The sequence below is a fragment of the Extibacter sp. GGCC_0201 genome, from assembly GCF_017566055.1.
GTDB lineage: Bacteria > Bacillota > Clostridia > Lachnospirales > Lachnospiraceae > Extibacter.
This window is the reverse complement of sequence record NZ_JABFCH010000005.1, coordinates 21,650-34,270: the sequence shown is the minus strand read 5'-3', so window position 1 is coordinate 34,270 and position 12,621 is coordinate 21,650. Positions and strand designations below refer to the sequence as shown.

Genomic DNA, 12,621 nt, shown 5'->3' with positions numbered 1-12,621 from the left:
CGCAGGGCATACCGGACAGAGTCTCCTGTGCGGTATGCGTACACTACAAGTATAAATTATCCCGGAGAATTTGCCAAGACCTAATAATTGGGATTATGCCTGCCGCCTGCCCAATCTGCTGAACAGATATGGATAGAGGACGAGTACCCATAAGACGAGCACAAAATACTCAGCCATTTTAGCGATGATGGAAGTCTCGAATAGAAGGGAAAAGCCTTCCTTAATGACAAGCGCAAGCAGGAGCCCGGCGATGAGCTTCGCGGCCTGGCTGCTGAGATGGCCTGTGCGGGTGCTGAACTTAAGACGGGTCCGCTCTATATAGTATCCGAGAGCGAATCCAAGGCCGGCTCCGGCAGCTTTGCAGCAGTCCGCCGCATATTTCATATCAATCGTGCCCCTGCTCTTCAATACAAGTGCATAGGCGGCAACGGCGAAGGATATGGCTGCCAGCACACCGGCAATCATCTTTACATGCTGTGTTCCGTCCAGAAAAAATCTTTGAAAATGCCAGACTATGCCGGAGACGGTTATGGATATGAGCATCGACACGATGACATCCTTCGGTGTGTGGACACCGAGGTACATTCTGGAGAAGCCGATCAGCATAAATGCAAGTACGCAGAATACTTTAATCAGGCCTCTATTTGCTTTGAGCGCAAGAGGGAAGAACAGGCAGGTGGCCCCCTGCGTGTGCCCGCTCGGAAAAGAATATCCCGTGGCACCGGGGACGGCACTTTCCACAGCTTTGAACTGGGGATCGAGCACCCACGGCCTCGGAACGCGGAATGTAATCTTCAGGCTTTGGACGAGCAGCCCGGCCGTGAAGTAGGTAAAGCCGAGCATATAAGCAAAGCGCTTATCCACGCACCAGTAAAGGGCGCAGATAACCGCTATGATGATGATTTCCTGTCCAAAATAAGTGATAAACTGCATCAGCCTGTCTAGGAAGGGGGTCCGTATGCCTTCCAGAAACGTTAAAAATGCCATTATTTTATTCCTCTTTTTCTCATTTTCGGATCTAAAATCTTTTTACGTATTCTAAGATTCTCAGGAGTAACCTCCAGAAGCTCATCGGTATCGATGAAGTCGAGAGCCTCCTCCAGGCTCAGAATCTTCGGCGATGTCAGACGGAGCGCTTCATCCGCTCCGGAAGAGCGGGTGTTGGTCAGATGCTTCATCCTGCAGACATTCAGCTCGATGTCTTCCGCCTTGCCGTTCTGTCCGATAACCATGCCGGAGTATACCTTTTCACCGGGACCGATAAAGAGCGTCCCCCGCTCCTGGGCGCTGAAGAGCCCATAGGTGACGGATTCCCCAGTCTCGAAAGCGATGAGCGAGCCCTGCTTTCTGTACTGGATATCGCCTTTATACGGTGAGTAGCCGTCGAATGACGTATTCAATATGCCGTTGCCCTTCGTATCGGTAAGAAATTCTCCCCGGTAGCCGATAAGCCCGCGTGCCGGTATAGAGAATTCCAGGCGGGTATAGCCCCCGTTTGACGTTCCCATGCCGCGCAGCTCCCCTTTCCTCTGGCCGAGCTTTTCGATGACGACGCCGGTGAATTCATCCGGTACATCAATATATGCAGCTTCCATCGGTTCTAATAACTTGCCGTTCTCATCTTTTTTGTACAGGACTTCCGCCTTGCTCACTGCGAACTCATATCCTTCCCGGCGCATGTTCTCGATAAGGACTGACAGGTGGAGCTCGCCGCGTCCGGATACTTTGAAGCTGTCCGTGCTGTCGGACTCTTCCACGCGCAGGCTTACGTCTGTATTCAGCTCTTTATAGAGCCTGTCCCTGAGATGGCGGGATGTAACATACTTGCCTTCCTGTCCTGCGAAGGGGCTGTCGTTTACGATAAACTGCATGGCGATGGTCGGTTCCGATATCTTCTGGAACGGGATTGCCTGCGGATTGTCCGGCGAACAGAGCGTATCCCCGATCGATATGTTAGAGATACCGGAGATAGCCACGATAGACCCTATGGAAGCCTCTTTTACATCGACCTTGCTCAGTCCGTCGAATTCATATAATTTGCTGATACGTACCTTCTCTTTCCGTTCCGGGTCATGGGCATTGACGACGACCATGTCCTGGTTGACCGCAATCGTACCATTGTCTACCTTGCCGACACCGATTCGTCCTACATACTCATTGTAGTCGATCGTGCTGATCAGTACCTGGGTATCTGCATCCGGGTCGCCCTCCGGCGCAGGAATGTAGTCCAGTATCGTCTCGAAGAGCGGAAGCATGTTCTGCGGGCTGTCGTCCAGCTCTACGAGTGCATAACCCGCCTTGGCGGAAGCATAGACGAACGGACAGTCAAGCTGCTCGTCGTCGGCATCCAGGTCGATGAAGAGCTCCAGCACTTCATCGATGACTTCCTCCGGCCGTGCTTCCGGACGGTCGATTTTATTGATACATACAATAACCGGGAGCTTTAATTCCAGCGCCTTTCTAAGTACGAACTTCGTCTGCGGCATGGCACCTTCGAATGCGTCTACTACCAGGACGACACCGTTAACCATCTTCAGTACGCGCTCCACCTCGCCGCCGAAGTCGGCATGTCCGGGGGTGTCGATGATATTGATTTTCGTTCCCTTGTAATAGACGGCAGTATTCTTTGACAGGATGGTAATTCCACGTTCCCGCTCGATGTCATTAGAGTCCATGACACGTTCTTCTACTTCCTGATTTTCCCGGAATACACCACTTTGTTTCAGCAGCTCATCTACCAGAGTCGTCTTGCCATGATCGACATGGGCGATAATGGCTATATTACGTACATCTTCTCGTTTTGTCTTCATAAATAATACCCTTTTCCTATACGATTTCTACCTATTTATTATATACAACTTTATTAGTTTACCACATTTTGCAGAATTTACAAGTACTCAATCGCTTATAGAAAGAATCGATAACTTTAAAAATAAAAAATAGTTCTAAATCAGAATCTCTCTTCATAGACTAAATAGTGACCGTGAAATACGATTCAGAGGAAGGGAGATTGTAAAATTATGTCAGATAAGATTATTGAAAACAACCAGGTAACTATTATGGGAGAGGTAGCAGGAGGATTCACATTCAGCCATGAAGTATTCGGTGAAGGATTCTACATGGTAGATGTGCTCGTAAAGCGCCTCAGCAACTCCGAGGACCGGATTCCGCTCATGATTTCAGAACGTCTCATCGACGTGACCCAGGACTATACCGGGGAATTTGTCATGGCAAGCGGACAGTTCCGCTCTTATAACAGACACGATGAACAAAAGAACAGGCTTGTGCTATCCGTATTCGTAAGAGAAGTGTCTTTTATAGAGGAGGAACTGGACGGTGCGAAGACGAACAGCATCTTCCTGGATGGTTACATATGTAAGCTTCCGGTGTACAGAAAGACTCCGCTTGGAAGAGAAATCGCAGACCTCCTGCTGGCGGTGAACAGGCCGTATGGCAAATCAGATTACATACCGTGCATATGCTGGGGCAGGAATGCCAGGTTCGCATCCACTTTTGAGGTGGGAGAGCACGTGCAGGTCAACGGCAGGATCCAGAGCAGGGAATATGTGAAAAAGCTTTCTGAGACTGAGACCCAGAAACGCATCGCCTACGAGGTATCGGTCAGCAAATTAGAATGTGTAGACGAGTAGGAGCATTCAAGCCGGACAAGAGACTTTCATTGACATATTTTAGTATTAATGATAAAATTTTTATGAATCTTAATAATACATATTGGTGAAGGTCAGGAGGTTTAATATGGCTATATTTAAAGGTGCCGGGGTGGCGGTTGTCACACCGTTCAATGAAGATGGAAGCATCAATTATGATAGACTGGATGAGTTAATCGACTATCACTGTAACAACGGTACAGATAGTATTATAATATGTGGTACTACCGGGGAATCGGCCACGATGACAGAGGAAGAGCATCTTGCATGCGTGAAGTTCGCGATAGAACGCACAAAGGGCAGGATTCCGGTCATAGCGGGGACGGGCTCCAACTGTACGAGGACAGCGGTAGATATGTCAAAAGATGCAGCCTGTTATGGGGCGGACGGCCTGCTTCTTGTGACGCCTTATTACAACAAGGCTACGCAGGCGGGGCTTATCGCTCATTACAAGGCAGTTGCGGAGGCTGTATCAGGGACACCGATTATTATGTACAGCGTTGCCAGCAGGACGGGATGTAATATCGAGCCGGCCACAGTGGCAGCTTTAGTGAAAGAGACAGATAATATCGTGGGCATCAAAGAAGCCTCGGGAAACATATCTCAGATTGCCAAGATCATGTGTGCGACAGACGGCAACATCGATCTGTATTCCGGCAATGACGACCAGATCGTGCCGCTCATGTCACTGGGGGGGATAGGTGTCATCTCGGTATTGTCCAATATCGCCCCACAGCAGACACATGATATCTGTGAGAAATATTTAAGCGGGGATGTGCAGGAAAGCGCGCGGCTTCAGCTGAAAGCAATTCCGCTTGCCGCCGAGCTGTTCAGCGAAGTGAACCCGATTCCGGTGAAGCGGGCGATGAAGCTTATGGGAATGGACTGCGGTCCGGTCCGTATGCCGCTCACGGAGCTTACGCCAGAACACGAGAAGACGCTGGCACAGGCGATGAAGGATTATGGAATCAAAGTAGTTCAGTAAGCATAGATAATAAATGAATGTGAAAAGGATATCATATGTTGAGTTTGCATGACAGATATGATATCCTTTTTTTAATAGTAAGTAAAGGAGATTATAAGATGGTCAGAGCGATAATGCACGGGTGCAACGGCAGGATGGGCCAGGTGATTACAGGACTTATCCGTGAAGATGAAGGGATTGAAATTGTTGCGGGAATTGATTCATATACCGGGAGGGAAAATGCGTATCCTGTATTCGAGAGCATAGATAGCTGCGATGTGGAGGCAGATGTGGTCATTGACTTTTCCAACGCAGGGGCGGCGGACGCGCTGCTTGACTACTGTACCGTCCGGAAGGTGCCGGTCGTGCTCTGTACGACAGGCCTGTCCGAAGAGCAGCTCGCGAAGGTGGAAGAAGCGTCTAAGAAGGTAGCGGTACTTAAATCTGCCAACATGTCTCTGGGCATCAACCTGCTTCTGAAGCTTGTAAAGAATGCGGCAAAGGTTCTTGCAGGCGCCGGTTTTGACATAGAGCTGGTGGAGAGGCACCACAACCAGAAGGTCGACGCTCCGAGCGGGACAGCCATAGCGCTTGCAGATTCCATCAATGAGGCGATGGACGATGCGTATACATATGTATACGACAGAAGCCAGGAGCGTAAGAAGAGAGAGAAGAAAGAGCTTGGAATCTCGGCGGTGAGAGGTGGTACGATAGTGGGCGACCACGAGATTATCTTTGCCGGTGCAGATGAGGTGGTAGAGTTCAGACATACGGCGTACTCGAAAGCCATATTTGGCAAAGGCGCGGTAGAAGCCGCCAAGTATCTGGCAGGAAAGCCGGCGGGACGGTACGATATGTCGGACGTAGTTGTGCTGTAAGGCAGACGGGAGGCGTTATGAAAGAGTTAGAGGAAAGATATCTGGAAAGGCTTTCGGAACTTTATCCAACCATTGCAGAAGCGTCGACAGAAATCATCAACCTGCAGGCTATCTTGAATCTTCCGAAGGGGACGGAACATTTTCTGACAGACATCCACGGGGAATATGAGGCGTTTTCCCATGTGCTTAAGAACGGCTCTGGTTCCGTGCGCCGTAAAATTGATGATGTGTTCGGAAATACTATGAGTAGCAGAGATAAGCAGTCTTTTGCTACTCTTATTTATTACCCGGCAGAAAAGATGGAGCGGATAAAAAGGGAAGAGAGTAACATGGAGGACTGGTACCGGATTAAACTGTACCGCCTCATCGAAGTGTGCAAACGGGCCGCCAGCAAGTATACGCGTTCCAAGGTGCGCAAAGCCCTGCCGCAGGATTTCGCCTATGTCATCGAGGAGCTGATTACGGAGAAGGCGGAAGTGACGGACAAGGAATCTTACTACAATGCAATTGTGAATACGATTATCAGGACGGGCAGGGCCGAGAAGTTTATCGTCGCCATGAGCGAGCTGATCCAGAGGCTTACCGTGGATCATCTGCATATCGTCGGGGACATCTATGACCGGGGGCCGGGACCGCACATCATCATGGACAAACTGATGGAACACCATTCGGTCGACATCCAGTGGGGCAATCATGATGTGCTCTGGATGGGGGCTGCGGCAGGGCAGAGAGGATGCATAGCCAATGTAATCCGCATCTGTGCAAGATACGGCAATCTGGATATATTGGAAGACGGATATGGAATCAATCTTCTGCCGCTTGCCACATTTGCCCTGAACACATATGAGGACGATGCGTGCGGATGCTTTAAGCTCAAAGGGGAGCCGAATTACAACCCGAACGAGATGCTGATGGACATCAAGATGCACAAGGCGATATCCATCATCCAGTTTAAGGTAGAAGGACAGGTCGTGAAAAAAAATCCGGGCTTCAAGATGGATGACAGGAACCTTCTGCATCATATCGACTATGATAAGGGAACGATAGAGATAGAAGGCAAGACATATGAACTGCTCGATACAAACTTCCCGACTATCGACCCGAAGCGTCCATATGCGCTGACGAAGGAAGAGGAAGATATCATGGAGCGGCTTGAGCAGGCCTTCCTTCACTGTGAAAAGCTGCAGCGGCACATGCGTTTCCTGCTGAACAAAGGCAGCCTTTATAAAGTGTATAACAATAATCTGCTGTACCACGGCTGCGTGCCGCTGAAAGAAGACGGCACGCTAAAGCCGGTCCGTATCTTCGGAAGGTCATACAAGGGCAGAAGCCTGTATGAAGTGCTGGAGAGCTATGTGAGGAAAGGGTTCTACGCGTTGGACGAAAAAGAAAAAGAGCGGGGCAAGGATATCATGTGGTATATCTGGCTGCACGAGAATTCACCGTTGTTCGGCAAGGACAAGATGGCGACCTTCGAACGCTATTTCCTGGCAGACAAGGAGACGCACCGGGAGAAAAAAAATCCATATTATTCGATGCTGCAGGATGTAAGAGTCGTAGACAGGATACTGGCAGAGTTCGGGCTCCCTCCGGAAGGCACGCATATCATCAACGGCCACGTGCCCGTTAAGTCAAAGGACGGAGAGAACCCGGTAAAATGCGGAGGAAAAGTGCTTGTCATAGACGGAGGATTCTCCAGGGCTTATCAGAAAGAGACCGGAATAGCCGGATACACGCTGATTTACAACTCATACGGCCTGATTCTCGTGGCACATGAGCCATTTGAGTCTACAGACGCGGCTATCGAAAAAGAAAGTGACATCCATTCTGACAGTACGATCGTCAAACGTGTCGTACAGCGCAAGATTGTCGGCGATACTGATGTAGGTAAAGAGCTGAAAGAACAGATAGCGGATCTGGAAGTGCTGATGGCGGCATACAGAAGCGGCCGTATCGCCGAAAGAATGTAAAAAAATCCCACCTGCCCTGATGCATATATTTCTATTAACTGCAAATATTACTAGCAACAAGTAATACTTGATTTAATATGAATATACATGAAAGGGAGATTATGACATGAAACAGTTCAAGAAATTATTAGTTATGCTTATGTGCGTAGGCGTAATCATGGGGGTAACAGCATGCGGAAGCGACAAGGACGCTGCAGATAACGGAGCTACAAACAACACGACGACAGGAGACAATACAGGCGACGCCAACGACACGAATACGAATGACGCGACAGACGGCACACGTGATGAAGGTGTAGCAGACGAAATCGGAGACGACGTAAAAGACGGCGCAGAAGATATCGCCGACGGTCTGGACGGTGACGACAACCGTGACAAGAACACGACAGACAAGAACGCGAACGATAAAGATGTCAAAGGTAACGCGTCAGAGAACAAAGCAGACGACAGCAACAAGTAAGAAGCTGCATACCAATAAGACATGCCAGAGGCGGACCTCCAAAGAGGAGGTCCGCCTCTGGCGCATATAAAAGAAACAGGCAAAGCGGCGTATCGGTAAAAAACTTTGTTTCCGGTGTGAATTATGATATAATTTAAAATTATAAATATATACCAAAGGAGATACATAAAAAATGGCGAAAGAATTGCTGATGGGTAATGAAGCGATAGGCCTCGGGGCTATCCACGCCGGCGTAAGGCTCGTATCCGGCTATCCGGGTACGCCGTCTACGGAGATTCTGGAGACCGTAGCACAACATAACGACGGCGGCAGGATCCATGTGGAGTGGTCCGTCAATGAAAAGGCTGCGCTTGAGGTGGCGGCAGGCGGCGCATACGCAGGAGCGCGGACGATGGTTACGATGAAGCAGGTAGGGCTTAATGTTGCATCCGATCCGCTTATGAGCCTTGCATATGTCGGAGTAAAAGGAGGTATGGTCATCGTGGCTGCAGATGATCCCGGGCCCATATCCTCACAGACGGAACAGGACACGAGGTGCTTTGCTGCATTCGCCAAGCTGCCGGTGTTCGACCCGTCATCGCCGGAGGAAGCATACGAGATGGTAGGGGAAGCCTTTGCGTATTCTGAACAATACGGCACTCCTGTCCTGCTCCGTCCGACGACCCGTGTCTGTCACGGCTGTGCCACGGTGGATCTCGGTGAAGCTGCGGCAGAGAGGGAGCCGGAAGGATTTGTCAAGGATACGGGACGGTGGGTCATATTCCCCCGTCTGTCCTACCAGAACCATATAAAGATTGAGGAGAGGAATGTAGAACTTTCACACCTGTTTTCTACTTGCAGATACAATACGGTAGAGGGGAAGGACGGCTTGAAAAAGGGCGTGGCGGCAGGCGGCATAAGCTATGCCTATGTGAAGGAATCGCTGCCCGGAGAAGTAAAGCTTCTGAAGATCGGCACGCCTCATCCTTTTCCAGAAACGCTGGCCGTGGAGTTTATGAGAGGGCTTGAGGAAGTGCTCGTCCTTGAGGAGCTGGACCCTGTCATTGAAAAGGAGCTGCAGCGAATTGCAGGCAAGTACCACCTTCCGGTGACGATAAGAGGCAAGCTCACCCATGATACAAAAAATGCCGGGGAAAACAGCGTTGAAAGCGTGAGAGGGGACCTGGGAAGGTTTCTGCCTGAATACGAGGAGCTGGCGGCGGGAGACGCGGACGGGCCGGAAGAAGCACCGTCGCTTCCTGTCAGGCCTCCTGTCCTCTGTGCGGGATGCCCGCACCGGGCGTCATTCTATGCGGTCAAGCTGGCGGCGAAAGGAAGAAAGGCCGTATATTCAGGGGACATCGGCTGCTATACGCTCGGCAATTCAAAGCCGTTAGATATGGTAGATACGTGCCTGTGCATGGGGGCGGATGTGACGATTGCACAGGGACTGCATATCATCGAACCTGACGCGGTAAACTTTGCATTTATCGGCGACTCGACCTTCTTTGCCTCCGGAATGACCGGCGTGGTGAATGCGGTATATAACCAGACAGACATCATACTTGTCGTTCTGGATAATTCTACTACGGCCATGACAGGCCATCAGCCGCACCCGGGGACAGGAAAGACGATGATGGGTGATGTAGTTTCTAAGATCAGTATTGAAAAGATTCTGGAGGCAGTCGGTGTAGGCCGGATTGTTAATGCGGATCCGCTCCATCTTGCGGAAGCAGTTGGCGCGGTGAAGGAAGTGATGGATGAAAAGGGAGTGCGTGCGGTAATCTTCAAGTCTCCGTGTATTGCGGTTACAAAACCGGCAGCACGGTATGAGGTGAAGGAAGAAGCATGTACGCTGTGCAGGCAGTGCATCCGTGAGCTCGGCTGTCCGGCAATTGTCAGGACCGACGGGAACATATCTATAGAGCCGTCTCTTTGCACCGGATGCGGCCTGTGTGCCCAGGTGTGCAAGTTCAAGGCGATACAGGAGGTGGAGTAAGATGAATAAGAATTGCCTGCTTTGCGGTGTCGGAGGACAGGGCGTCGTCCTTGCCTCCAAACTGATTGCGTATGCAGCTATGGATAAAGGGTATGACGTGCGGACGACCGAGACAATCGGCATGGCACAAAGGGGAGGCTCTGTCGTGAGCCATGTGCGTATGGGAAAGCATATCCATTCTCCTCTCATACCGTTTGGGAGCGCGGAAGTCATCCTGGCGTTTGAACCGGCGGAGGCAGTGAGGAACCTTCCTTACCTGAGGGAAGGCGGCGTGGTCGTCGTCAATAAGAAGGCGGTCAAGCCGGTGACTGCCACGTTGAGTGACAGCAGCTATGACGGGATAGAGATGCTGCGCTATCTGGAAGAGCATGTCAGCCGTCTCTGTATCGTGGACGGCACAGAACTGTGCAATAAAGCAGGCTCCGCGAAAGTGCTCAACGTAACGCTTCTCGGCGTGGCTGTCGCAAGCAGGGCGCTGGATATCACTCTGAGCGATATGGAAGCGGAGATTAAGAAACGTGTGAAACCACAGTTCGTTGCTATGAACATGAAAGCGCTGTCTCTCGGAGCAGAGGCGGCACGGTGAGAGAGAATACATCGAAGGCCGGAAAACCGGAGAAAGGGTTTTAGAAATGCAGATGACAGAATTACAGTTCAGGCTCATTAAGGAGAACTTGAAATTATTGACCTCCAAGCCGTGCTTTTACAAAGATAAGCTGGACGGAATCGACATCGGGTCGATACAGTCTCAGGAAGACTTTGAAACGCTTCCGTTCACATGGAAAGGTGACCTCAGGGAGGCATACCCTCTTGGCCTTCAGGCAGTGCCGGACGAGGAGATCGTAAGAATCCACTCTTCTTCAGGGACGACGGGGACGCCCATAATCATCCCATATACGCAGAAGGATGTGGGCGACTGGGCGAAGATGTTCGCCAGATGTTACGAGATGGCGGGCATCACGGCGCTGGACCGCATACATATCACGCCCGGATACGGGCTGTGGACGGCAGGAATCGGCTTCCAGCTCGGCGCGGAATGGCTCGGAGCCATGACGATTCCGATGGGACCCGGCAATACGGATAAGCAGCTCCGTATGATGCGTGACATGAAGTCTACGGTCCTCTGCGCTACTTCCTCATATGCACTGCTTCTGGCAGAGGAGATAGCAAAAAGAGATATGACAGACAAGATATACCTTAAGAAAGGCGTCATCGGTTCCGAACGGTGGGGCGCGAAGATGAGAAAGCGGATTGCCGATGAACTGGGCGTGCAGCTCTATGACATATATGGGCTTACGGAAGTGTACGGTCCCGGCATCGCCATGAGCTGCGACTGTGAGTGCGGTATGCATTACTGGGATGATTATGTATATTTTGAGATTGTGGATCCGAAGACCGGGAAGAATGTTCCGGACGGGGAGATAGGAGAGCTTGTCATCACGACGCTGCGTAAGCAGGGGGCACCGCTCATCCGCTATAGAACCCATGACCTGACGAGGTTCATACCGGGAGACTGTCCGTGCGGTTCCAGATATCCGAGAATCGACACGCTGATTGGGCGTACGGATGACATGGTAAAGGTGAAAGGCGTGAATATCTTCCCGAGCCAGATCGAGGATATGCTCAAAGGCGTCATGGAGGCATCCAGCGAGTACCAGTTCATGCTCGACCACCTGAACGGCAAAGACGTGTGTACGCTGTTCGTGGAAGTGAACAGAGGTGTGGAGCTCAAAGAAGCCGCAAAGGTGATTCAGAAGGAATTCAAAGAGAAGATAGGTATCACTACGAATGTGAAACCGGTGGCAATCGGCGATCTTCCACGTAGCGAGAAGAAGTCGACGAGAATATTCGACAACCGGTATTAGGAGGGTAAGATGCGTTTTCGACCATGTATCGATATACATAACGGCAAAGTGAAGCAGATTATCGGCGGGAGCCTGACAGACGAACAGGATCGCGCCAGGGAGAACTTTTCCTCCGTATGTGGGGCGGCGCATTATGCAGACCTGTATCAAAGAGACGGGCTTAAGGGAGGCCATGTCATACTCCTGAACCCCGCATCGTCGGAACACTACGAGGCGACCAGGGCACAGGCGCTGGAGGCTCTGTCCGCTTATCCGGAAGGCCTGCAGATCGGGGGAGGCATCACGGCGAAGAACGCAAAGGATTATATCGCGCATGGAGCGAGCCATGTCATCGTAACGTCCTATGTGTTCCGGGACGGCGCGGTGCAGTGGGAGCGGCTCCGGGAGCTGGAGCGTGCCGCAGGCAGGGAACATGTGGTCATCGATCTGAGCTGCCGCAGGAAGGACGGGGCATATTATATCGTGACAGACCGGTGGCAGAAGTTCACGGATGTGGAACTGACGCCCTGCGTTCTGGATGAGATAGCCGGGTACTGCGATGAATTTCTTGTGCATGGAGTGGATGTGGAAGGGCGTGTTTCCGGTATGGAAGAAGGGCTGGTACGTATGCTCGGGAGCTTTAAGGGAATTCCGGTGACATATGCGGGGGGCATCGGAAGTCTTGAGGATCTGGAGCATTTCAGGGAGGTGTCAGGCGGCGGCGTGGACTTTACAATAGGAAGTGCCCTGGATTTGTTCGGCGGAACTGTGCCGTATGACATGGTGAAGCAATACAGATGACGAGTAATTAACAGTTTGTGAACTCTTTATAAACGGGTTGAATTGGAGTTTGTATAGT

Annotated in this window: 11 protein-coding genes; 9 read left to right on the top strand and 2 right to left on the bottom strand. The window is 51.0% G+C overall.

The features are described from left to right. Positions 1–93 precede the first annotated feature (93 nt). Both HJV72_RS04665 and typA read right to left on the bottom strand, forming a co-directional pair. Positions 94–987, bottom strand: a complete 894-nt coding sequence (locus tag HJV72_RS04665) for a phosphatase PAP2 family protein (protein ID WP_208069109.1) — start codon at positions 985–987, stop codon at positions 94–96. Further along, complete coding sequence (typA, locus tag HJV72_RS04660) at positions 987–2,810, bottom strand: translational GTPase TypA (protein WP_208069108.1); 1,824 nt, start codon at positions 2,808–2,810, stop codon at positions 987–989. The genes HJV72_RS04665 and typA overlap by 1 nt, the downstream gene beginning before the upstream one ends. A 210-nt stretch (positions 2,811–3,020) precedes the next feature. Between typA and HJV72_RS04655 the strand changes: the two genes are divergently transcribed. From HJV72_RS04655 to hisA, 9 genes are all read left to right on the top strand, one after another. Then, positions 3,021–3,650, top strand: a complete 630-nt coding sequence (locus tag HJV72_RS04655; RefSeq protein WP_049727416.1) for a single-stranded DNA-binding protein — start codon at positions 3,021–3,023, stop codon at positions 3,648–3,650. Positions 3,651–3,756: 106 nt separating this feature from the next. Then, positions 3,757–4,653, top strand: coding sequence for a 4-hydroxy-tetrahydrodipicolinate synthase (gene dapA / locus HJV72_RS04650; protein ID WP_208069106.1), 897 nt, complete (start codon positions 3,757–3,759; stop codon positions 4,651–4,653). A gap of 98 nt (positions 4,654–4,751) precedes the next feature. After that, positions 4,752–5,510 carry a 4-hydroxy-tetrahydrodipicolinate reductase gene (gene dapB, locus HJV72_RS04645; RefSeq protein WP_208069105.1) on the top strand — a complete coding sequence of 253 codons (759 nt, stop codon included), beginning with the start codon at positions 4,752–4,754 and terminating at the stop codon, positions 5,508–5,510. A 17-nt stretch (positions 5,511–5,527) separates the two neighbouring features. After that, complete coding sequence (locus HJV72_RS04640; RefSeq protein ID WP_208069104.1) at positions 5,528–7,480, top strand: fructose-1,6-bisphosphatase; 1,953 nt, start codon at positions 5,528–5,530, stop codon at positions 7,478–7,480. A 106-nt stretch (positions 7,481–7,586) separates the two neighbouring features. After that, complete coding sequence (locus HJV72_RS04635; RefSeq protein WP_208069103.1) at positions 7,587–7,940, top strand: hypothetical protein; 354 nt, start codon at positions 7,587–7,589, stop codon at positions 7,938–7,940. A 172-nt stretch (positions 7,941–8,112) separates the two neighbouring features. Then, on the top strand, positions 8,113–9,918 hold the full coding sequence (iorA, locus tag HJV72_RS04630) for an indolepyruvate ferredoxin oxidoreductase subunit alpha (protein ID WP_208069102.1): 1,806 nt from the start codon (positions 8,113–8,115) through the stop codon (positions 9,916–9,918). A gap of 1 nt (position 9,919) precedes the next feature. Beyond that, positions 9,920–10,504 carry an indolepyruvate oxidoreductase subunit beta gene (locus HJV72_RS04625; RefSeq protein WP_208069100.1) on the top strand — a complete coding sequence of 195 codons (585 nt, stop codon included), beginning with the start codon at positions 9,920–9,922 and terminating at the stop codon, positions 10,502–10,504. Positions 10,505–10,550: 46 nt separating this feature from the next. Further along, the gene (locus tag HJV72_RS04620; protein WP_208069098.1) at positions 10,551–11,783 is read left to right on the top strand and encodes a phenylacetate--CoA ligase family protein; all 1,233 of its coding nucleotides are present in this window, start codon (positions 10,551–10,553) and stop codon (positions 11,781–11,783) included. 9 nt (positions 11,784–11,792) lie between these two features. Next, entirely contained in the window at positions 11,793–12,563 is a 771-nt protein-coding gene (hisA, locus tag HJV72_RS04615) for a phosphoribosylformimino-5-aminoimidazole carboxamide ribotide isomerase (protein WP_208069096.1), read from the top strand. Positions 12,564–12,621: the final 58 nt, after the last annotated feature.

Bases quoted from the DNA above. Each gene is read 5' to 3' on its own strand.
- HJV72_RS04665 (WP_208069109.1), bottom strand. From the start codon at position 987: ATGGCATTTTTAACGTTTCTGGAAGGCATACGGACCCCCTTCCTAGAC.
- typA (WP_208069108.1), bottom strand. From the start codon at position 2,810: ATGAAGACAAAACGAGAAGATGTACGTAATATAGCCATTATCGCCCAT.
- HJV72_RS04655 (WP_049727416.1), top strand. From the start codon at position 3,021: ATGTCAGATAAGATTATTGAAAACAACCAGGTAACTATTATGGGAGAG.
- dapA (WP_208069106.1), top strand. From the start codon at position 3,757: ATGGCTATATTTAAAGGTGCCGGGGTGGCGGTTGTCACACCGTTCAAT.
- dapB (WP_208069105.1), top strand. From the start codon at position 4,752: ATGGTCAGAGCGATAATGCACGGGTGCAACGGCAGGATGGGCCAGGTG.
- HJV72_RS04640 (WP_208069104.1), top strand. From the start codon at position 5,528: ATGAAAGAGTTAGAGGAAAGATATCTGGAAAGGCTTTCGGAACTTTAT.
- HJV72_RS04635 (WP_208069103.1), top strand. From the start codon at position 7,587: ATGAAACAGTTCAAGAAATTATTAGTTATGCTTATGTGCGTAGGCGTA.
- iorA (WP_208069102.1), top strand. From the start codon at position 8,113: ATGGCGAAAGAATTGCTGATGGGTAATGAAGCGATAGGCCTCGGGGCT.
- HJV72_RS04625 (WP_208069100.1), top strand. From the start codon at position 9,920: ATGAATAAGAATTGCCTGCTTTGCGGTGTCGGAGGACAGGGCGTCGTC.
- HJV72_RS04620 (WP_208069098.1), top strand. From the start codon at position 10,551: ATGCAGATGACAGAATTACAGTTCAGGCTCATTAAGGAGAACTTGAAA.
- hisA (WP_208069096.1), top strand. From the start codon at position 11,793: ATGCGTTTTCGACCATGTATCGATATACATAACGGCAAAGTGAAGCAG.